Annotated in this window: 15 protein-coding genes, 2 tRNA genes and 1 pseudogene; 10 read left to right on the forward strand and 8 right to left on the reverse strand. The window is 71.3% G+C overall.

What is annotated here, in order from left to right; genetic code table 11:
* The first annotated feature begins 326 nt into the window (after positions 1–326).
* The 4 genes and pseudogenes from QR78_RS24065 (at position 327) to QR78_RS24080 (ending at position 3,185) form a co-directional block, all read left to right on the forward strand.
* A complete protein-coding gene (locus QR78_RS24065) occupies positions 327–674 on the forward strand; it encodes a hypothetical protein (RefSeq protein ID WP_420865512.1) in 348 nt (115 codons plus the stop codon).
* A gap of 198 nt (positions 675–872) precedes the next feature.
* A complete protein-coding gene (locus tag QR78_RS24070) occupies positions 873–1,334 on the forward strand; it encodes a MarR family winged helix-turn-helix transcriptional regulator (protein ID WP_048430129.1) in 462 nt (153 codons plus the stop codon).
* Between the two features lie 300 nt (positions 1,335–1,634).
* Positions 1,635–2,090, forward strand: a pseudogene (locus tag QR78_RS36230) (NUDIX hydrolase); the annotation flags it as partial.
* Between the two features lie 378 nt (positions 2,091–2,468).
* Positions 2,469–3,185, forward strand: coding sequence for an MgtC/SapB family protein (locus tag QR78_RS24080; protein ID WP_048430130.1), 717 nt, complete (start codon positions 2,469–2,471; stop codon positions 3,183–3,185).
* Between the two features lie 8 nt (positions 3,186–3,193).
* Here the strand turns inward: QR78_RS24080 and QR78_RS24085 are convergent, their stop codons facing one another.
* From QR78_RS24085 to QR78_RS24100, 4 genes are read right to left on the reverse strand one after another with little or no spacing between them, the layout of a single operon-like run.
* On the reverse strand, positions 3,194–4,090 hold the full coding sequence (locus QR78_RS24085) for an ABC transporter permease (protein ID WP_048430131.1): 897 nt from the start codon (positions 4,088–4,090) through the stop codon (positions 3,194–3,196).
* A gap of 5 nt (positions 4,091–4,095) precedes the next feature.
* The gene (locus QR78_RS24090; protein WP_048430132.1) at positions 4,096–5,043 is read right to left on the reverse strand and encodes an ABC transporter permease; all 948 of its coding nucleotides are present in this window, start codon (positions 5,041–5,043) and stop codon (positions 4,096–4,098) included.
* Positions 5,040–6,323 (reverse strand): ABC transporter substrate-binding protein, encoded by a 1,284-nt coding sequence (locus QR78_RS24095; RefSeq protein WP_048430133.1) that lies wholly within the window; start codon positions 6,321–6,323, stop codon positions 5,040–5,042. Before QR78_RS24095 ends, QR78_RS24090 begins: the two co-directional genes overlap by 4 nt.
* 29 nt (positions 6,324–6,352) lie before the next feature.
* Positions 6,353–7,342 carry an ABC transporter ATP-binding protein gene (locus QR78_RS24100; protein ID WP_048430134.1) on the reverse strand — a complete coding sequence of 330 codons (990 nt, stop codon included), beginning with the start codon at positions 7,340–7,342 and terminating at the stop codon, positions 6,353–6,355.
* A 220-nt stretch (positions 7,343–7,562) separates the two neighbouring features.
* On the opposite strand from QR78_RS24100, the gene QR78_RS24105 reads away from it, so the two are divergent.
* Together QR78_RS24105 and QR78_RS24110 are read left to right on the forward strand one after the other, a co-directional pair.
* Positions 7,563–7,637, forward strand: a tRNA-Thr gene (locus QR78_RS24105).
* An 85-nt stretch (positions 7,638–7,722) separates the two neighbouring features.
* A tRNA-Thr gene (locus QR78_RS24110) sits at positions 7,723–7,797 on the forward strand.
* A 103-nt stretch (positions 7,798–7,900) separates the two neighbouring features.
* Here QR78_RS24110 and QR78_RS24115 read toward each other — a convergent pair.
* Positions 7,901–10,750, reverse strand: coding sequence for a bifunctional diguanylate cyclase/phosphodiesterase (locus QR78_RS24115; RefSeq protein WP_048430135.1), 2,850 nt, complete (start codon positions 10,748–10,750; stop codon positions 7,901–7,903).
* Positions 10,751–11,059: 309 nt separating this feature from the next.
* On the opposite strand from QR78_RS24115, the gene QR78_RS35095 reads away from it, so the two are divergent.
* From QR78_RS35095 to QR78_RS24125, 3 genes are all read left to right on the forward strand, one after another.
* Entirely contained in the window at positions 11,060–11,218 is a 159-nt protein-coding gene (locus QR78_RS35095) for a hypothetical protein (RefSeq protein ID WP_158004072.1), read from the forward strand.
* Between the two features lie 355 nt (positions 11,219–11,573).
* Entirely contained in the window at positions 11,574–11,822 is a 249-nt protein-coding gene (locus QR78_RS24120; RefSeq protein WP_048430136.1) for a hypothetical protein, read from the forward strand.
* A 109-nt stretch (positions 11,823–11,931) separates the two neighbouring features.
* Complete coding sequence (locus tag QR78_RS24125; RefSeq protein ID WP_048430137.1) at positions 11,932–12,339, forward strand: hypothetical protein; 408 nt, start codon at positions 11,932–11,934, stop codon at positions 12,337–12,339.
* A gap of 22 nt (positions 12,340–12,361) precedes the next feature.
* Here QR78_RS24125 and QR78_RS32080 read toward each other — a convergent pair whose 3' ends face one another.
* Positions 12,362–14,119: a sensor histidine kinase gene (locus tag QR78_RS32080; RefSeq protein WP_053221057.1), complete on the reverse strand. Its 1,758-nt coding sequence runs from the start codon at positions 14,117–14,119 to the stop codon at positions 12,362–12,364.
* A 175-nt stretch (positions 14,120–14,294) separates the two neighbouring features.
* Positions 14,295–16,742 (reverse strand): PAS domain-containing protein, encoded by a 2,448-nt coding sequence (locus QR78_RS33165; protein WP_082171801.1) that lies wholly within the window; start codon positions 16,740–16,742, stop codon positions 14,295–14,297.
* Positions 16,743–17,079: 337 nt separating this feature from the next.
* On the opposite strand from QR78_RS33165, the gene QR78_RS24140 reads away from it, so the two are divergent.
* On the forward strand, positions 17,080–17,328 hold the full coding sequence (locus QR78_RS24140; RefSeq protein WP_048430138.1) for a (2Fe-2S)-binding protein: 249 nt from the start codon (positions 17,080–17,082) through the stop codon (positions 17,326–17,328).
* A gap of 108 nt (positions 17,329–17,436) precedes the next feature.
* On the opposite strand, the gene bfr is transcribed toward QR78_RS24140, so the two are convergent.
* Positions 17,437–17,934 (reverse strand): bacterioferritin, encoded by a 498-nt coding sequence (gene bfr / locus QR78_RS24145; protein WP_048430139.1) that lies wholly within the window; start codon positions 17,932–17,934, stop codon positions 17,437–17,439.
* Positions 17,935–17,947: the final 13 nt, after the last annotated feature.

Raw genomic sequence — 17,947 nt, forward strand, 5'->3', positions numbered from 1 at the left:
CGGGCCGGGGTCAGGCGGGGATCGAGGGGAGGAAGGGCGTTCATGATGTCGGCCAGTCTCTCAAGCCGCGCGGCCGGGAGCAAGCCGGCCGGCGGCCCCGACCCGAAGGCGGCGCGCGACCCGGTGGTTCGGCCTATCCAGAACCTGCGACCTTATGACCGATATGCGGGGCAGACCACCGCACAAGTCGAATTTCGCTGGCGGCGGCAGGCGCTACCCTTTCGGCGACGCAACCATTCCAGCCGCGCCGGGTTGGACATGCGCGTGTTGCACTGCAACAATGGCCGTGCCTGCGCTATGGTCAGCCCATGATGATGAGCCGCACCGTGAAGAAGCCGACCGACAAGCCCCGCAACCTGCCGCCCATCCGGGTGCGCAAGGAGCCGCCGACCATCACCGAGGCGGTGGCGGCGGCCCAGGACCTCGCCGACGACGTCGAGCAGCAGGTCGAGATCGCCGCGGGCCTGATCGGCCTGCCCCTGGACGAGGTGCGCCCGCACGTGCTCCAGGCCGCGCAGGCCCAGGCGGCGAGGCCGAAGGCCGAGCGCGCGCCCGAGCGGATCATCAGCACGGGCAGCGGCCTGCGCGGTCCCCGCACGGTGATCGTCGAGCGCCGGGCCACCCGGCCCCTGGTCGAGCGCCGCATCCGCCCGCCGCTCGATGGGCGCCGTTGAGGTTTGCGCGGACGTCTGCGGCCGCCGCCGGTCGGCCTCCCATCCTACGGTGTTGCACAAACACCTGCATTCGAGAGATGATTGTCCACCATCGAACGCATTGGTGCGATTTCGGTGGGCTGCCCGGCCGTGTTAGGCTGGTTGTCGGATGATCCTTCGGCAGGGGCGGCGTCCGGTTGCCGTCGGTATGGTGAGCACATGAACTCTCTCGAGCCTGTCCTGTCAGGCGTGACCGCATTGCGGCTCGATAATCAGCTCTGCTACGCGCTCTACGCCGCGTCCCACCGCATGACGAAGTGCTATCGGCCGCTGCTCGAGCGGCTGGGCCTGACCTATCCGCAGTACCTCGTCCTGATCGTGCTGTGGGAGAACGATGGATTGACGGTGTCCGACATCGGCCGCCGCCTGCGCCTCGATTCCGGAACGCTGACGCCCGTGCTGAAGCGCCTCGAGGCGGCCGGCTTCGTCCGTCGCACCCGGCGCCAGGCCGACGAGCGCGAGGTCGAGATCAGCCTGACCGAGGAGGGGCACGCCCTGGAGGGACAGGCCGTCGACGTGCGCCGCTCGATCGTCGATACCTTGAAGATGTCCGAGAGCGAGATCGCCGATCTGCGCGCCCGCCTCGACGTCCTCATCGCCACCCTCGGCGGCGAAGCCTGACGCGAGGCCTGACCCGGCGATTTGTTTTGCCGGTTAACAAATCCTGCTTGAGCGCCGCGCCGCATCCCGCGTAAAGGGACGGACGGGGAGACGCCGCCTGCCGCGAGGGAGGCACCGTCGTGCTGTTCGTTTCTTGCGGGTCGTGCCCGACCCCGCGGGGCATCGGCGCGATCCGGACCGTCACGATCGTGCGGCCTTCCCGCCCCGGACCGGACCCCAGCGAGTGCGCCGCGACGTGACACCCGTGACCTGCACCAGTCTTCGCTCCGCCCGCTGCGTCGCCGTTCGCCGGGTCCGCGCATGAGGAGCCTGCGGGCCCTGGCGAGCGCCCTGACCGGCTGGTCGGAGCGCAACGGAGAGCCGCGCCGCCAGGTCGGCGTGCTGCCGCTGCGCACCCGCGCCGACGGGGAGCTGCAGGTCATGCTCATCACCTCCCGCGAGACCCGCCGCTGGGTGGTGCCGAAAGGCTGGCCGATGAAGGGCCTGAAGAACTACGAGGCCGCCGCCCGCGAGGCCTACGAGGAGGCGGGCCTGATCGGCCGGGTCGGCCGGCGGGCGCTCGGCAGCTATTTCTACCAGAAGCGCCTGAAGAGCCGGGACACGGTGCTGTGCCAGGTCCAGGTGTTTCGCCTGGAGGTGCGCAAGCAGCTCAAGACCTGGCCCGAGCAGCACGAGCGCGAATGCCGCTGGTTCAGCGTGCCGGAGGCGGCCGAGGCGGTCACCGAGGCCGGGCTCGCCGCCCTGATCCGGGCGGCCGGGGCCGACGGCGCGAAGGCGAAGGCGAAGGTCAAGGCCGCCGCCCACAAGCGCTCCCAGGTCAAGGTCGCTTCGGGCAAGGACGCTTCGGCCAAGGATTCGCCGGGCAACGGCGCTCGCGACAAGCACTCGGCCGAGAAGGGCGCGGTGGAGAAGGGCGTGCCGGCCAAGGGCGCGACCGCCAAGGGCTCCTCCGACAAGGAGACGGTGGCCAAGGACACGGCCACCAAGGGGCCTGCGGGCAAGGGACAGGGCTCCAAGGGCCCGGCCGGCCGCGCGCCCTGACGGCTTCGCTATCGGGCCGTCACACGGCCCCGCTATAGCGGCAGGCTTTCCCGCGGGCGCGCCCGCGGCCCCCCGACGAGCGGCACGGACGCGATGGCGATCATCCAGGCCTTCCAGGCCGGCGAATTTCTCAACTCCGTCTTGAGCCTGTTCTGCGCCTTCGTGCTCGGCACCCTGATCGGGGCGGAGCGGCAGTACCGGCAGCGCACCGCGGGCCTGCGCACCAACGTCCTGGTGGCGGTGGGCGCCGCGGCCTTCACCGATCTCGGCATGCGCATCGGGCACGCCGACGGGGCGATCCGCATCGTCGCCTACGTGGTCTCGGGCGTCGGCTTCCTGGGCGCCGGCGTGATCATGAAGGAGGGCATGAACGTCCGCGGGCTCAACACCGCGGCGACGCTCTGGTGCTCGGCGGCGGTCGGAGCGCTGTCGGGCGTCGACCTCGCCGCGGAGGCCGCCCTCGTCACCGTGGCGGTGCTCGCCGGCAACACCCTGCTGCGGCCCCTCGTCAACGCCATCAACCGCATCCCGATCGACGAGCGCGATACGGAAGCCACCTACGAGGTGCGCGCCACCACCGACACCGGCCGCCTCTCCGAGGTGCGCGACCTTCTGGTCGAGCGCCTGGAGGCGGCCCATTACCCGGTGAGCGAGGTCGACGTCGAGGAGCGCGGCGACGACGACGTCGAGGTGGTGGCGACCCTCGTCAGCACCGCGATCGAGCCGGAAGAGATCGAGGCGGTGATCGCGAAGCTCGGTGCGGCGGACGGCATCCGCCGGGCGACCTGGGTGGTGCGCACGACCGATTGAGGGGCGGCTCAGGACCCCGGCAGGGTCACCCGCCGTGCCCGCCGCCGCTGGATCCCCAGGAAGCTGCCGAAGGCGAGCCCGATGACGAGGAGCGAGACGCCGGTCGTCACGGTGCCGAGCGCGTAGATCTCCGGCGTCGTCACCGTGGTGGTCAGGCCCTGCAGCTCCAGCGGCAGGGTGTTGCGCCCGCCGATCGCCTGGCTGGTGCGGGCGAGCTCGTCCCAGGACAGGGTGAAGCCGAACAAGGCGACGCCGACGAGGGACGGCAGGATGATCGGCACCACGACGTGGCGGAGCGATTGCGTGCCGGTGGCGCCGAGGTCGCGGGCGGCCTCCTCGTAGGCCGGGTTGAAGCGGTTGAACACCGCGAACATGATGAGGAGGCCGAAGGGCAGGGTCCAGGTCAGGTGGGCGCCCAAGGCCGAGGTGAACAGCCCCATCACGGTGCCGTGGTCCTGGAGGACGCCCCAGCCGGTCCGCGCCGCGAGCGCCTTGATGCCTTCGTCGATCAGCCGGAATTCGAGGCCGATGCCGAGCGACACCACGATCGAGGGCACGATCAGGCTCGCCACCGCGACGTAGAAGAGCGGCGTCTGGCCGAAGAACCCCTTGCGGAAGGCCAATCCTGCGAAGAACGCGATGGTGACGGTGAGCCCCATCACCACGAGGCCGAGCGCCAGCGAGCGCCGGAACGCCGCCCAGATGTCGACCACGCCGAGCCCGGCCCAGAGGCGCGAAAACCAGAAGGTCGAGACCCCGTTCATCGGGAAGGTGAGGCCGCCCTGCGGCCCCTGGAAGCTGAGCGCCAGGATCGTCAGGGTCGGCCCGTAGAGGAAGAGCACGAACAGCCCGAAGAAGGCGGCGAGCACGTAGAACGAGAAGGGGCGGGGCCCGTCGCGGCGCATGTCTCTCAAAGCTCCCGGCGCAGGTCGATCAGGCGGGTGAGCGCGCCGATCAGCACCATCACGGCGCCGAGCAGCACCACGGCGTTGGCGGCGGCGGCGGGGAATTGCAGGTAGGCCATCTGCACCTGGATCACCTTGCCGACGGAGGCGATCTGCTGGCCGCCCATGACGCCGACCGTGACGAAGTCGCCCATGATGAGCGTCAGCACGAAGATCGACCCGATGGCGATGCCCGGCTTGCAGAGCGGCACGATGACGTTCCATAGGGTCTGCCAGGCCGTGGCGCCGGCATCCGTCGCCGCCTCGATCAGCGACCGGTCGATCCGCATCATCGAGTTGAAGATCGGCACGATCATGAACACCGTATCGAGGTGGATGAAGGCCAGCACCACCGAGAAGTCGGAATAGAGCAGCCCCTCGATCGGGGTGCGGATCAGGCCGAGACCCATCAGCGTGTCGTTGACGAGCCCGTTGCGGCCGAGCAGCGGCACCCAGGCGATCATCCGGATCACGTTCGAGGTCCAGAACGGGATGGTGCAGATGAGAAACAGCACCGTCTGCATCGCCGTCGAGCGGACGTGGAAGGCGACGAAATACGCCACCGTGAAGCCGATGGTCAGCGTCGCGGCCCAGCCGAGCAGGCAGAACTTCAGCGTCGACAGGTAGGTCCGGAAGGTGGTGCAGAGGTCGCCCCCCGACAGGCAGCCCTCGAACACGTCGGCGTAGTTCTGGAGCGTGAAGGCCGGGATGATCTCGTACTCGTTGTACTCCCAGAAGCTGACGATCAGGGTCAGCGCCAGCGGCACCAGGAAGAACACCAGGAACACGAGCCCGAGCGGCATCGCCTGCCAGTAGGCCAGCCGGCGCTGGCGCCGCGTCGCCGCGGCGAGGCCCGTGGGGGTGGAGGCGGCGGTTGCCGCCTCCGGGAGGGCTGGAGCCGCGGCCGTGCTCATGCGGCGATGAACTCGTTCCACTTGCGCACCATGTAGGTGTTCTCGTCCATCACCGAGTTCCAGCAGGCGACGGCGCCCATCCGCTGCTCGAACGAACCGCCGTCACGCACCGCGCCGGCCTTCTCCATGATGGTGCCGTCCGGGGCCTTGATGTCCTTCTCGGCCGGCTTGCCCTCCATCCAGAATGCCCATTCGTAGGGCTCCATGTTGGCCTTTGCCGTTTCCAGCACCGCCGAATAGTAGCCCTGGCGATTCAAATAGGCACCGGCCCAGCCCGACAGGAACCAATTGATGAAATCATAGGCAGCATCGAGCTTCTTGCCGCTCAGGGTTTTGGGCAGGCCGAAGCCGGTGGCCCAGGCGCGGTAGCCTTCTTTCAGCGGCTGGTAGGTGCAGGCGACGCCCTGCGAGCGCACCTTGGTGACGGCGGGCGACCACATCGACTGGATCACCGTCTCGCCCGACGCCATCAGGTTCACGGATTCGTTGAAATCCTGCCAGAAGGCGCGGAACTGCCCGGCGCGCTTGGCCTCGATCAGCACCTTCATGGTGCGGTCGATCTCGGCCTTCGTCATGTTGCCCTTGTCGGGATAGGTGTAGTCGCCGGTCGCCTCGACCACCATCGCGGCGTCCATGATGCCGATCGACGGGATGTTGAGGATCGAGGCCTTGCCCTTGAATTCGGGGTTCAGGAGCTCCTTCCACGAGGTGATCGGGCGCTTGATCAGGTCGGGCCGGATGCCGAGCGTGTCGGCGTTGTAGGTGGTCGGGATCAGGGTGATCCACTCGGTCGGCGAGGCGGCGAATTTCGTGGAGTTCTGGCCCTCGAGGTAGAACACCTTCTTGGGCGCCGTGCCCTGGTCGCCGATCTTCTTGCCCCCGACCTCGCCCTTGGTGAAGACCGGGGTGATCTTGTCGGCGTTCTTGATCCGGCGCGCATCCATGCCGACGAGGTTGCCCGACGGCATCAGCTTCTTGAGGCTGAAATATTCGGAATCGACGATGTCGAAGGAATTCGGCTGAGTGACGACGCGCTTCGAGACCTCGTCGGTCACGACCGGGATGTACTCGATCGTGATGCCGAGATCTTCCTTCACCTTGCGGGCGATGTCGCCGCTCTGGTTCACGGCGGTGCCGAGATAGCGCAGGGTCACCGGCTCGGCGGCGATGATCGCCGGAAAGCCCGTGATGACGCCGGAGCCGGCGGCGAGGCCGGCCGCGGCGCCGGCCCCTTGCAGCAGCGTGCGGCGCGACAGGCGGGGTGTCTTCGTCTCGGTCATGGCGAAAGTCTCCCTTTTCGAAGTCGTCGTCAGGCGTCGAGGCGGTGGGCCTCGCCGGCCGGCCAGCCCACCCGCACGTTGTCTCCGAGGGCGAGGGGATGGGTGGCGAAGGCGTGGTCGCTGAGGATCGCGGTGAGGGCCGAGCCGGCTTCGGCCGCGAGGTCCGGCGCGTCGAGGCTCACATGGACGGTGCTGCCCTGGTACTCGACCGCGACGACCCGGGCGCTGAGACCCTCGGGGCCGGCCTCCGGCCCGAGCCGCATCCGGTCGGCCCGCACGGCGATGCGCCGGTCGGGGAGCGCGATGACGTTGTGGCCGCCGATGAAGCGGGCGACGAAGGCGGTGGCCGGGCGCTCGAACACCGTGCGGGGATCGGCCGCCTGCTCGATGCGGCCGCCATTCATCACCACGACGAGGTCGGACAGCGCCATCGCCTCCTCCTGGCTGTGGGTGACGTGCACGAAGGTGATGCCGAGCTCGCCTTGCAGCCGCTTCAGCTCGGTCCGCATCCGCACCCGCAGGAACGGATCGAGGGCCGAGAGCGGCTCGTCGAGGAGCAGCACCTTCGGCCCTGTGACGAGGGCGCGGGCGAGCGCCACGCGCTGCTGCTGCCCGCCGGAGAGCTGCGCCGGCAGGCGCCCGGCGAGGTGGTCCATCTGCACCAGCGCCAGCATGGCGTCGGCGCGCTTGATCCGCTCGGCCTTGGCGACGCCCCGCATCTTGAGCCCGAAGGCGACGTTGTCGCGGCAGGTGAGGTGGGGAAACAGCGCGTAGCTCTGGAACATCATCGCGGTGCCGCGCTGGGCCGGCGGCAGGTCGCCGACCGCCTTGGGGCCGATCACCACGTCGCCCGACGAGACGGTCTCGTGCCCGGCGATCATCCGGAGCGTCGTGGTCTTGCCGCAGCCGGACGGCCCGAGCAGGCAGCAATACGAACCCGAGCGGATCTTCAGGTTGATCCCATCCACGGCTACGGTGTCGCCGTAGCGCTTGGTCAGGCTGATCAGTTCGACATCCATGCCCCGTCCCTTGGCGCTCTCCCCTTGGGGCGGGAGCAAAGCAAGGGACGGGCCAGGGAGCGGGGGCCGGCCGACGCGCCGCCGACCGACGGGGCCGCGATTCCTGGGCCCGGGCCTGTTGCAATGCGCCGGGCGATCCGCTATCCCCCGCTCGTCTTCGGCGCACAGCGACGAACTGCCCGGCCCAACGGTCGCGGTCAGGTTATCGTGGCGCCGACGGGCCGTTGTAGCTCAGTGGTAGAGCGCGTCATTGGTAATGACGAGGTCGGGAGTTCAATCCTCCCCAGCGGCACCATCCTTCACCGTGAGAGTCCAAGATTTCGCTCGGTGTGTCTGACGTCTGTCCGCTCCCGATCGGGAGGGCAGCCCGGCACCGGCGCGCCGTTGTAGCTCAGTGGTAGAGCGCGTCATTGGTAATGACGAGGTCGGGAGTTCAATCCTCCCCAGCGGCACCATCCCTCTCCCGACCCTCCCGATAGCATCCGCCCGTCCCGTGGCGCCGGCGAGGCCCGAGATCCGCTCCGGGCTCCGGGGGGCACCGGAGCCCGGTCGCATGCCTCAGATCCCCGCCGCCATCATGCGGTTCTCGCCGGCATCCCGCATCCAGGCCGCGTCCCGGGCGATCAGGCCGGCGAGCTGATCGACCGGCTGGGGCTTGCCGAACAGGTAGCCCTGCATCTCCTCGCACCCCTCCTCGGCGAGGAAGCGCATCTGCCCGTCGGTCTCGACGCCCTCGGCCACGACCCCGATGCCGAGGCTGCGGCCGAGTCCCAGCACCGCCCGCACGATCACGGCGGCGGAGGGACGCTGCTCGAGCTGGCTGACGAAGGAGCGGTCGATCTTGATCTTGTCGAACGGGAAGGCCTGCAGCGTCGCCAGCGACGAGTAGCCGGTGCCGAAATCGTCCATGGCGATGCGCAGGCCGAGCGCCTTCAGCCGCCGCAGGACGGAGAGCGCCCGCGCCATGTCGTTGATGATGACCGTCTCGGTGATCTCGATCTCGAGCCGGTCGGGCGGCAGGCCGGTCTCGGCGAGGATCGTCCGCACGCGCTCGGGCAGATCGGCCTGCTGGAACTGGCGCGGCGACAGGTTGACGGCGATCTTGAGCGGATGCGCCCAGCCCGCCGCCTCGCGGCAGGCCGCCCGCAGCACCCATTCGCCGAGCGGCACGATCAGGCCCGTCTCCTCGGCGAGCGGAATGAACGCGCAGGGCGGCACGAGCCCCCGCGTCGGGTGCCGCCAGCGCACCAGGGCCTCGAACCCGACGAGCCGGCCGCAGGCGGAGCGCACCTGGGGCTGGTAATGCAGCATCAGCTCGTCCCGGGCGAGGGCGTGGCGCAGGTCGCCTTCCAGGAGGCGCCGCTCGGCGAGGGCGGCATCCATCGCCGGCTCGAAGGCCCGGGCGGTGTTCCGTCCCTCCGCCTTCGCCTTGTAGAGGGCGAGGTCGGCGCGCCGCAGGATCGTCTCCTCGTCGGTTCCGTGCGGGGGAGCGACAGCGATGCCGATGCTCGCGCCGACCTCGACCGATTGATCGCCGACCGCCACGGGCCGCCCGATCTCCCGGATCAGCGCCTGCGCCCGCGCCATCGCGCCGCCGGGGCCGTCCACGGAAGCCACGAGCACCGCGAACTCGTCGCCGCCGAGCCGCGCCGCCGTGTCGCCGGCCTCCAGCCCGGCGCCGAGCCGCGCGGCCACCGCGCGCAGGAGCGCGTCGCCCGTCAGGTGGCCGAGGGCGTCGTTGACCTCCTTGAAGCAGTCAAGGTCGAGGCACAGGACCGCGCAGGACCCGCCCCCTTCGGCGATCTCGGCCAGGCGCTGGCCCAGCCGCTCGCGAAACAGGGTGCGGTTCGGCAGGTCGGTGAGCGCGTCGTGGGCCGCCATGTGGGCGATCCGGCCCTCGGCCTCCTTGCGCACCCCGATATCGCCGTGGGTGCCCACGATTCGCAGCGCCTGCCCGCTCGCATCGCGCGAGACGACCTTCGCGCGGGTGAGGAACCAGCCCCAGCCGCCGTCCTTGCGCTGCAGCCGGTGCTCGCATTCGAAGACCGGGATCTCGCCGGCGAGGTGCCTCTTGAGCAGCGCGACCACGGCTCCGCGGTCGTCGGGATGGAGCAGCGACTGCCACGTGCGGGTATCGGCGATCATCTCGCCCGGGGCGTAGCCGAGCAGCTGCCACCAGCGGTCGGAGATCCAGGCGTCGCCGGTGCGCAGATCGTAGTCGCACAGGCCGTCGCTGCCCGCGTCGAGCGCCAGCGCCAGGCGCTCCTCGCTCTCCCGCAGCGCCTCGTGGGCGAGGACCATGTCGTCGATGTCGAGGGCGGTGCCGATCCATTCGACCACCGTGCCCCCGTGCACGACCGGTACCATGACGATCTTGTACCAGCGGTAGTCGCCGGACAGGTCCTTCAGCCGCGCCTCGGTCTCGAAGGTGCGCGCCTCGGCCTCCGCGACCTGCCATGCCGCGGCGATGGCGTCCCGGCCGTCCGGGTGGTGGGTGGCGAAGCGCTGCTGGCGGGAGGAGACGCCGGAGCCGAACAGCGCCTGGAAGCGCCGGTTGGTGTAGACGGTGTAGCCGTCCGGGGGAAAGACCCAGACCATCTGGGGCAGCGTGTCCGTGAGCGCCCGCATGCGCTCCTCGCTCGCGACGAAGGCCGCCGCCTGGGCGCTCAGCACGCGGTTCACCTGGCGCAGGCGATCGGCCGCCAGCGCCAGGGTGCCACAGGCGAGCACCGCGAGGGTGACGACGGCGATGCCGGCGGCGAGCCCGGCATGAGGCAGGCTGTCGACGACCGGGCCGGCCTGGGGATCCGGGACGACCCGCAACGCCGCCATGGCGACGACGTGCAGCGCTACGATCCCGAGGGCGAGCAGGATCCCCGCGGGGGCGAGGCGCCCGCCTTCCGGCCTGCGCGGCAGCGCCAGGAGGGCGCCGCAGGTCAGGGCGAGCCCGGTCGCGACTGCGACCCCGGCCAGGATCGGGTCCCAGACGAAGCTGCCCTCGACCCGCACGCCCCGCATGCCGGTGAAGTGCATCGCGGCGATCCCGAGGCCGAGGATCGCGCCGGCGGCGGCGCAGCGGAGCGGGCCACGGGAGCGCCACAGGAGGGCGAAGGCCAGCAATGCGCTCGCGACGCTGAGGAGCAGCGAGGCGAGCGTGACCGCCGGGTCGTAGCTGATGCCCATGCCGGGATCGTAGCCGAGCATGGCGATGAAATGCGTGCTCCAGATCCCGGCACCGGCCGAGAAGGCCGCCCCGACGAGCCAGCCGAGCGCACGCGCGCCGTGCTCGACGCGCGCCTGCTCCAGCAGGTGCAGGGCCGTGCGGCACGAGAACCAGCAGACCAGCGCCGCCAGGGGAATGGCCCAGGCGGTGTGCTCCGCCGTCAGGCAGACGAACGCACGGTGCATGATGTCCTGCTGTGGCGCCGACGATGCGAGCAACATGCCTCAAAGGAGCTTAACAAACGGCATCCCCGACGAACAGTGCCGGCGGCCCAATCCGGTCTTTCCCCTGGGCCCACGTCCCGCGTACCCGTGATCGGCTGGACGAACCCGCTTGCCGACTGCCCGATGACTGTCACGGCAGGACCACCTCCCGCACAAGGACTGCGTCGTTCCTGATGTCCGTGGTGAGGGCATCCGGCGCCGCGCAGGCCGGCGCCATCGGCGGCCTCGATGGTAACGATTTGTTAACCATTGCGACCCAGTGATTCGACCATGTACTCACAGCTCCGCCGTTACGGCTGGCGCCCTCTCCAAGCGGTCGGCCACGTCACTCTCGCCCTCGCCCTGCTGGCTTTCGGTCTCGCCTGCGCGGGTGCCGACCTTCTCGGGGGCTGGGAGCAGGCCGCGCGCCTCCTCTCGGGCCAGGGTTGATCGCAGGACCGGGAGCCGCATCCCGGCGCGACCGGCTTCGGCCTCGACAGGAGCGGGTCCGACGCGGCCACGAAACCCTGCGGGTTGCATCCGGAGGCTCGGCTGTTAAGCTTGACCGTACCGGCACGCACGGCGTGACCCGCCGCGGCCGGCCGGGCCGCCCCGCTGCCGCCTCGGAGGCGGCACGTTCCGCTGCCCGACCGCGCACCGCGAGGGATGCCGCGAACCCGGGCGACGACCCTTTCCGTGATGCGAGGCCCTGGGGGCCCGCGTCCCATCGGCCGTGTCCCGCGCTGCCCCGCTCCTGCGGCGGGTTCACCGCCGGCCACCGGTCTCCGATCAAGGATCCGACGCGATGATCGATCACCGCCGCCGCCTCCTCAGCCGCGCCGCCCTCGGCACGGAGGGCCGCATCACGCTCGAGCGCGCCCCCGACCGGGCCTGGCCCGGCGACCACAGCCGGCTCTGCGCCCTGGAGAACGACGGCGACCTTCTCTTCCTGGGCGAGCAGCCCGGTTCGCGGCCCGGCGGCGTCGCAGCGGCCTGGTGCCTCACCCCGCAGGGCCGCGCGGCCCTTCTGGACGCGTCCCCCGCCCGAGCCTGAGGGCGCAACCCCGAGACCCGGCGCCGCACCCGCGCTTCAAAACGGCCCCGTCCGACCCCACACTGGAGGGAGCCAGGGCACGAGGCCCGGCAAGCCGTCGAGGTGAGCGATGGACTACGTCTGCGACGTTCACGGCGGAAAAACCTGGTTCCGCATCGAGACCGAGGCGGAGGCGATCCGGGAATCGGCCCTGATGGGCCACGCCGTGGAAAAACATTTCCGCCAGGCCCAGGGCCGCGCCGAAGCCTCCTACGTGCCGCCCGCCGGTCCCTTCATCGAGCAGCAAATCGGCCTCAAGGCGCATCTGGCGAAGGCGATGCCGCGCTTCTTCACCCTGCGCGACGCCGAGGGCAACGGGCTCGCCACCGCGATGGTGCCGGAGGGCGCGGGTTGCCCGATCGTGGTCGGGGTCGGCAACGGCGATCCCTACATCGAGCACGGCGAGGCGATCCGCGGCCTCGGCGCGCATCTCGGCATCCCGTTGGAGCGCAGCCGCTGCTACCCCTACGGGCGGTGACCGCACCGCCCCCGTCGCGCGCTCACGCCGCCGCGTCCGTCCGCGCCAGCTCCTCGGCGCGGGCGGCGAGCGGCACCGCGATCCGGCACACGAGGCCCCCTCCCGCGAAGTCGAGTTCCACCTCGCCGGCGAGTTCCCGCTCCAGGCTCGCCCGGATCAGCCGGGTCCCGAAGCCGGTCCGGGCCGGCGGCACCACCGGAGGACCGCCGCTCTCGCGCCAGCGCAGGGAGAGCGTTCCGGTCCCCGGCCGCCCCTCCAGCATCCAGTCCACCGCGACTTGGCCGGCCTCGGCCGAGAGGGCGCCGTACTTCGCCGCGTTGGTGGCGAGTTCGTGGATCGCCATGCCGAGCGGCAGGGCCACCGCCGGGGTGAGGGAGACCGGCGGTCCCTCCAGCCGGATGCGGTCGGGCCGTCCGCCGGCATAGGGTTCGAGTTCCGCCGACAGGATGCCCGACAGGCCCGCCCCCTCCCAGTGGTTGGCGGTGAGCACGTTGTGGGTCTGGGACATCGCCAGCAGCCGGGCCTCGAAGCTGCCGGTGAAGTCGGCGAGCGAGGCGGCGCTGCGGGCGGTCTGGCGCGCCATCGACTGCACGGTGGCGAGCGTGTTCTTCACCCGGTGGTTCAGCTCGTGGATCAGCAGGCGCTGGCGCGCGGCCGCGGCCCGGCGCTCGTCCTCCTGCCGGGCGAGGGCCCGGGCGGCGGCCGTGAGCGCGTGACTGATCGCCTGCGCCTCCCGCACGGCCGAGCCCGGCACCGTCGCCGTCTCGCCCCGGCCGAGGGCGGAGGCCGCGATGGCCAGCCGCCGCAGGGGCCGGGCCAGCAATCCGGCGGCGAACCAGCCGATGCCCGCCGCCACCGTCGCGACGACGAGGCCCCACAGCAGGATCTGCCGGCGCAGGTCGGCCACCGACGCGAAGGCGGTGCCGGCATCCTGGCGCACCAGCACGGTCCAGCCCAGGCCCGGGAAGTCGCGGTAGCCCCGGGTCTGCCGGAATCCGGTGAGGTAGCGCCGGCCGTCCGGCCAGGTCTCGGCCTCGGTGCCGGAACGCCCGTCCCGGGCGCCGGCGACGCTCGGCAGGTCGGCCGGCAGGCGGGTGCGGCGCAGCGCATCGGGACCGAGCAGCACCGTGCCGTCGCGGGCGAGCACCAGGACGGTGAGGTCGCGCGGGGTGCCGGCGGTCTCGCGCAGGGAGGCCTCGGCGGCCCGCGCCCAGGCCCAGTCGAGGTGGCCCGACACCACGCCGACGAGGCGCCCGAGATCGTCCCGCACCGGAGCGGCGATGTCGAGCACCCGCGGCGGGTCGGCCGGGTCGCGGCCCGGCTCGAGCTGGGCCAGCAGCACGACATCGTGCACGTCGCCCACGAAGGGGCTGTGCCGGCCCTTCGTGAAGTAGTCGCGGTGCCCGACCTCGGCCCCTTCGAGGGCGCCGGTGCTCGTCGCCGCGATCCGGCCGTCGACGCCGATCAGCCCGATGATGGCGTAGTCGGGATAGGTCTCCTGCGCCCGCCAGAGGACCCGGCGCTTGCGCTCGACCGGGGCGGCGGGATCGCGGATGGTGTCGTTCTCGGCCAGGATCACGATGTCCCGCCAGCGCTCGAACAGGCCGCGGTCGAGCCGGCCGGCCATGGTCCCGGCGAGGTCGGCGAGCTCGGCCTCGATGCGCGCCTCGAGCCGTTCGCTCGCGACCCGGGACGCCACCAGGGCGAGCACCAGGGTCGCCGCCAGGCCCACGAACCCGAGACCGAGAGCCAGGAAGACGCGGAGCGGCGGCTGCGGCACGGGGCGATCCGTGAGAGGGGAAGGCGCGATCGGCGGAGGGCGGGATGCCCTCCGGTCGCGGGCGGACCTTACCCCAAGGCGAGCGCCCGGAGATAGCCTCGCCGTGCCGGCTTTCCCGGGGGCGCACCCCCACGCTCGACCACGGTGATCGCGGGTGGGGGGCAGGGACCGGGTTTCACCGCGGGCCCGGCTCGATCATCGCCCGGACCTTGGTGGCGAAGGCGTCGATCGCGAAGGGCTTGGTGATCATCCGCATCCCGGGCGCCAGGTGGCCGTTGCCGAAGGCGGCGTTCTCGGCGTAGCCGGTGATGAACAGGACCCGCAGGCGGGGACGCGCCGCCAGCGCCTCGTCGACCATCCGGCGGCCGTTCAGGCCCGGCAAGCCGACATCGGTGACGACGAGGTCGATCCGGCCCGGCGCCTCGAGGATGCGCAGGCCGGTCTGCCCGTCCGGCGCCTCGATCACCCGGTAGCCGAGATCGGTCAGGGTCTCGCCGATGAGCGTCCGGACGGTCGCGTCGTCCTCCACCACCAAGACCGTCTCGCCGTGCTCGGCCCGCGGCACCGGCAGGCCCGCGCTCGGCGCGGGCTCGTCCGCCGCCCGACCGAGATGGCGCGGCAGGTAGAGCTTGACCGTCGTACCCTGGCCGACCTCCGAGTAGATCCGCACGTGCCCCTCGGATTGCTTGGTGAAGCCGTAGATCATCGACAGGCCGAGGCCCGTCCCCTCACCCATGGGCTTGGTCGTGAAGAACGGGTCGAAGGCCCGGGCGATCACGTCGGGCGGCATGCCGGTGCCGGTATCGCTGACGCAGACGCACACGTACTGGCCGGCCCGAACCCCGATCTCGCTCGCCACGTAGGCGTCGTCGAGATGGGCGTTGGCGGTCTCGATGGTGAGCTGCCCGCCGTCGGGCATCGCGTCGCGGGCGTTGATGGCGAGGTTGAGGATCGCGTTCTCGAGCTGGTTGGGGTCGCAGAGCGTCAGCCACAGGCCACCGGCCACCACCACCTCGAGCCGCACCCGCTCGCCCAGCGTGCGGCGCAGGAGCTCGTCCATCGCGCTGACCAGCCGGTTGGCGTCGACCGCCTGCGCCGCGAGAGGCTGGCGCCGCGCGAAAGCCAGCAGGCGGTGGGTCAGCGCCGCGGCACGCTGGGCCGAGGCCATGGCGAGGCCGGCATAGCGCGTCAGGTTCTGCGTTCGGCCCTCGTTGATGCGGGTCTGCATCAGGTCGAGGGAGCCGACGATGCCGGTGAGCAGGTTGTTGAAGTCGTGGGCGATCCCGCCCGTCAGCTGGCCCACCGCCTCCATCTTCTGCGACTGGCGCAGGGCCTCCTCGATTCGGGCGCGCTCCTCGATCTCGGCGGTCAGGCGGGCATTGGCCTCGGCGAGCGCCGCGGTGCGCTCGGCGATCTCCGTCTCCAGCGCCTCGCGGCGCTGCGCCAGCGTCTCCCGGGCCCGAACCTGGTCGTCGATGTCCGTGCAGGTGCCGAACCAGCGCTCGATCGCCCCAGTGGCGGGGTCGCGGATCGGCATCGCGCGGCCGAGCACCCAGCGATAGATCCCGTCGTGCCGGCGCAGGCGGTACTCGATCTCGTAGGGCTCGCCGGTGGCGAGCGAGTGGCGCCAGCGCCGCCAGGCCTCCGGCTGCTCGGCGGGGTGGAAGATCGCGTTCCAGCCCTCGCCGTCGGTCGAACCCTCGGGCATGCCGGTGAACTCGTACCAGCGCGGATTGTAGTAATCGTGGTAGCCGTCCGGCAGGGTCGACCACACCATCTGGGGCATCGATTCGGCGATCGCCCGGAACTTCAGGGCGCTGTCGGCCAGCGCCGCCCGGGCGTCCGTCTCGGCGGTGATGTCGACGCCCAGCAGCTGCAGGTCGGCGATGTCGCCGTCGGGTCCGCGACGGGGCACGTAGCGCACCAGGGCGTGGCGCCCGTCGGCGCGCGGATGGGCCGCCTCGAACGACACCGTCTCGCCCGCGAAGGCCCGGGCGAGGAAGGGCCGGCGCGCCGCGTAGGCCGCCTCGCCCACGATCTCGCGCAGGGACCGCCCGACGGTCTCGGCCGGCGCCCGGCCGAACCACCGGGCGAAATTGCCGTTGGCGAAGCGGCAGACCTCGTCGCGGTCGAGGGCGGCGATCAGGGCGGGGGCGGCCTCGGTGATGCTGCGCAGGTCGTCGCGGTCGGCCCGCGCCGCGCGGAGGGCCGCGACGAGGCCGATCTCCCGCGCCGCCTGCCGGCCGATCGCGGCGAGGGCCGCCGCCGCGTCGTCCGACAGGCCGTCGGGACGCGCCGCGGGATCGAGCACGCACAAGGTGCCGAGGAGACGGCCGTCCGTGCCGGCCAGCACGAGGCCGGCCTGGAAGCGCAGGGCGGCGGGACCGCAGACCGCTGACAGCCCCGCGGTGCGCGGGTCGCGGGAGAGATCGGGGACGATGACCGGCTCGCGGCCGGCGAGGGCGGCGAGGGCTTCCGCCTCGTCCGGGGCGAGCCCGGGCGGCACCGGGCCGCAGGCCGGCGCACCGGGCATCAGGACCATCGCGAAGGCGGTGCCGCAGACCATCCGGGCGAGGCGGGCGGTGTCGGCGAGGTCCGGCATGGGGGGCGGGCCGGCCTGCATGTCCCGCCCGGCCGTCTCGGTCGCCCCGCTGTCGTCGTGACTGCTCATGTCGGAAGTCGCGGCCTCGCGTCCCTCATCCGGACCTTGCGGAATGGCCGCGATAGACGCGCGGCGTCCCGCAGGCAACCGACAACGGGGCGTGCGGGTTTCCGGGCCCCCCGTTGCAGGGTGCCGCACGGGCCCGCCTGCGGCGCGATGACCGGGCCACGACCGTTGCGAAACTGCAGGATGCGCGGTAACTTGTTGATTATGTTGTAGTTTTCAAAAGTTCTAATCTGCGAGCCGTCGGCGGGAGTTCGTCCCTCGGCGTTCCACGGATCGGGTGCCCCGTCACAGCATGATCGTCTGTTCCTGCAACGTGCTCTCCGATGGCCAGGTGCGCGCCTGCCTCAATCCCGGCCCCGGCTGCCCGCGCACGCCGGCCCAGGTCTATGCCTGCCTCGGTTGCAGCCCGAAATGCGGCCGCTGCGCCCGCACGATCCGGGGCATCCTCGACCGGGCGCTCGCCGACGCGCATGCGGCCTGCACCACCACCTGCGGGGCGGCCTGCACGCTGAAGGACCTGAAGGAAGACGTGGCGGCGTGAGGCGATCCCGCCCGACGTGGCGCGCGTCGTCCGGGCTCCGCTGGTGCGGCCCCGGACGACGTCGCGACGGTCCCGCCGGGACGGAATCGTCCCGGGACCGCCCGCGACTTACATCGCCTCGGGCTCGATCTTCTCGAGGCCGCCGATGTGGCGCTGGGCGTAGAGCGGCAGGCCGACCTGGCGGATCAGCTCGAGCTGGGTTTCCAGGAAGTCGATATGGCCTTCCTCGTCGGCGGCGAGAGCCTCGAACAGCTGCTTGGAGACGCGGTCGTTGATCGAGTCGCAGTACTTCGCGGCCTCGAGGTAGAGGCTGCGGGCCTCGACCTCGGCGGCGAGGTCGCACTCGATGATCTCCTGCACGTTCTGCCCGATCCGCAGCGGGTCGAGCTCCTGCAGGTTCGGGAAGCCCTCGAGGAACAGGATCCGATCGACGAAGCGATCGGCGTGGTTCATCTCCTCGATCGACTCCTTGCGCCAGAACTTGGCGAGGTCGACATAGCCCCAGTCGTTCAGCATCCGGAAGTGGAGCCAGTACTGGCTCACCGCAGTCAGCTCGCTGCGCAAGCCGCGGTTGAGGTATTCGACGACCTTGGCGTCACCCTTCATCGCTCGATCTCCC

Source organism: Methylobacterium indicum (assembly GCF_001043895.1).
GTDB lineage: Bacteria > Pseudomonadota > Alphaproteobacteria > Rhizobiales > Beijerinckiaceae > Methylobacterium > Methylobacterium indicum.

What these genes read in the sequence shown, in the direction of transcription:
- bfr (WP_048430139.1), bottom strand. Translation starts at nt 17,934, where the DNA reads ATGAAGGGTGACGCCAAGGTCGTCGAATACCTCAACCGCGGCTTGCGC.
- QR78_RS24095 (WP_048430133.1), bottom strand. Translation starts at nt 6,323, where the DNA reads ATGACCGAGACGAAGACACCCCGCCTGTCGCGCCGCACGCTGCTGCAA.
- QR78_RS24120 (WP_048430136.1), top strand. Translation starts at nt 11,574, where the DNA reads ATGATCGATCACCGCCGCCGCCTCCTCAGCCGCGCCGCCCTCGGCACG.
- QR78_RS35095 (WP_158004072.1), top strand. Translation starts at nt 11,060, where the DNA reads ATGTACTCACAGCTCCGCCGTTACGGCTGGCGCCCTCTCCAAGCGGTC.
- QR78_RS24070 (WP_048430129.1), top strand. Translation starts at nt 873, where the DNA reads ATGAACTCTCTCGAGCCTGTCCTGTCAGGCGTGACCGCATTGCGGCTC.
- QR78_RS24125 (WP_048430137.1), top strand. Translation starts at nt 11,932, where the DNA reads ATGGACTACGTCTGCGACGTTCACGGCGGAAAAACCTGGTTCCGCATC.
- QR78_RS24085 (WP_048430131.1), bottom strand. Translation starts at nt 4,090, where the DNA reads ATGCGCCGCGACGGGCCCCGCCCCTTCTCGTTCTACGTGCTCGCCGCC.
- QR78_RS24115 (WP_048430135.1), bottom strand. Translation starts at nt 10,750, where the DNA reads ATGCACCGTGCGTTCGTCTGCCTGACGGCGGAGCACACCGCCTGGGCC.
- QR78_RS24090 (WP_048430132.1), bottom strand. Translation starts at nt 5,043, where the DNA reads ATGAGCACGGCCGCGGCTCCAGCCCTCCCGGAGGCGGCAACCGCCGCC.
- QR78_RS24140 (WP_048430138.1), top strand. Translation starts at nt 17,080, where the DNA reads ATGATCGTCTGTTCCTGCAACGTGCTCTCCGATGGCCAGGTGCGCGCC.
- QR78_RS24100 (WP_048430134.1), bottom strand. Translation starts at nt 7,342, where the DNA reads ATGGATGTCGAACTGATCAGCCTGACCAAGCGCTACGGCGACACCGTA.
- QR78_RS33165 (WP_082171801.1), bottom strand. Translation starts at nt 16,742, where the DNA reads ATGCAGGCCGGCCCGCCCCCCATGCCGGACCTCGCCGACACCGCCCGC.
- QR78_RS24080 (WP_048430130.1), top strand. Translation starts at nt 2,469, where the DNA reads ATGGCGATCATCCAGGCCTTCCAGGCCGGCGAATTTCTCAACTCCGTC.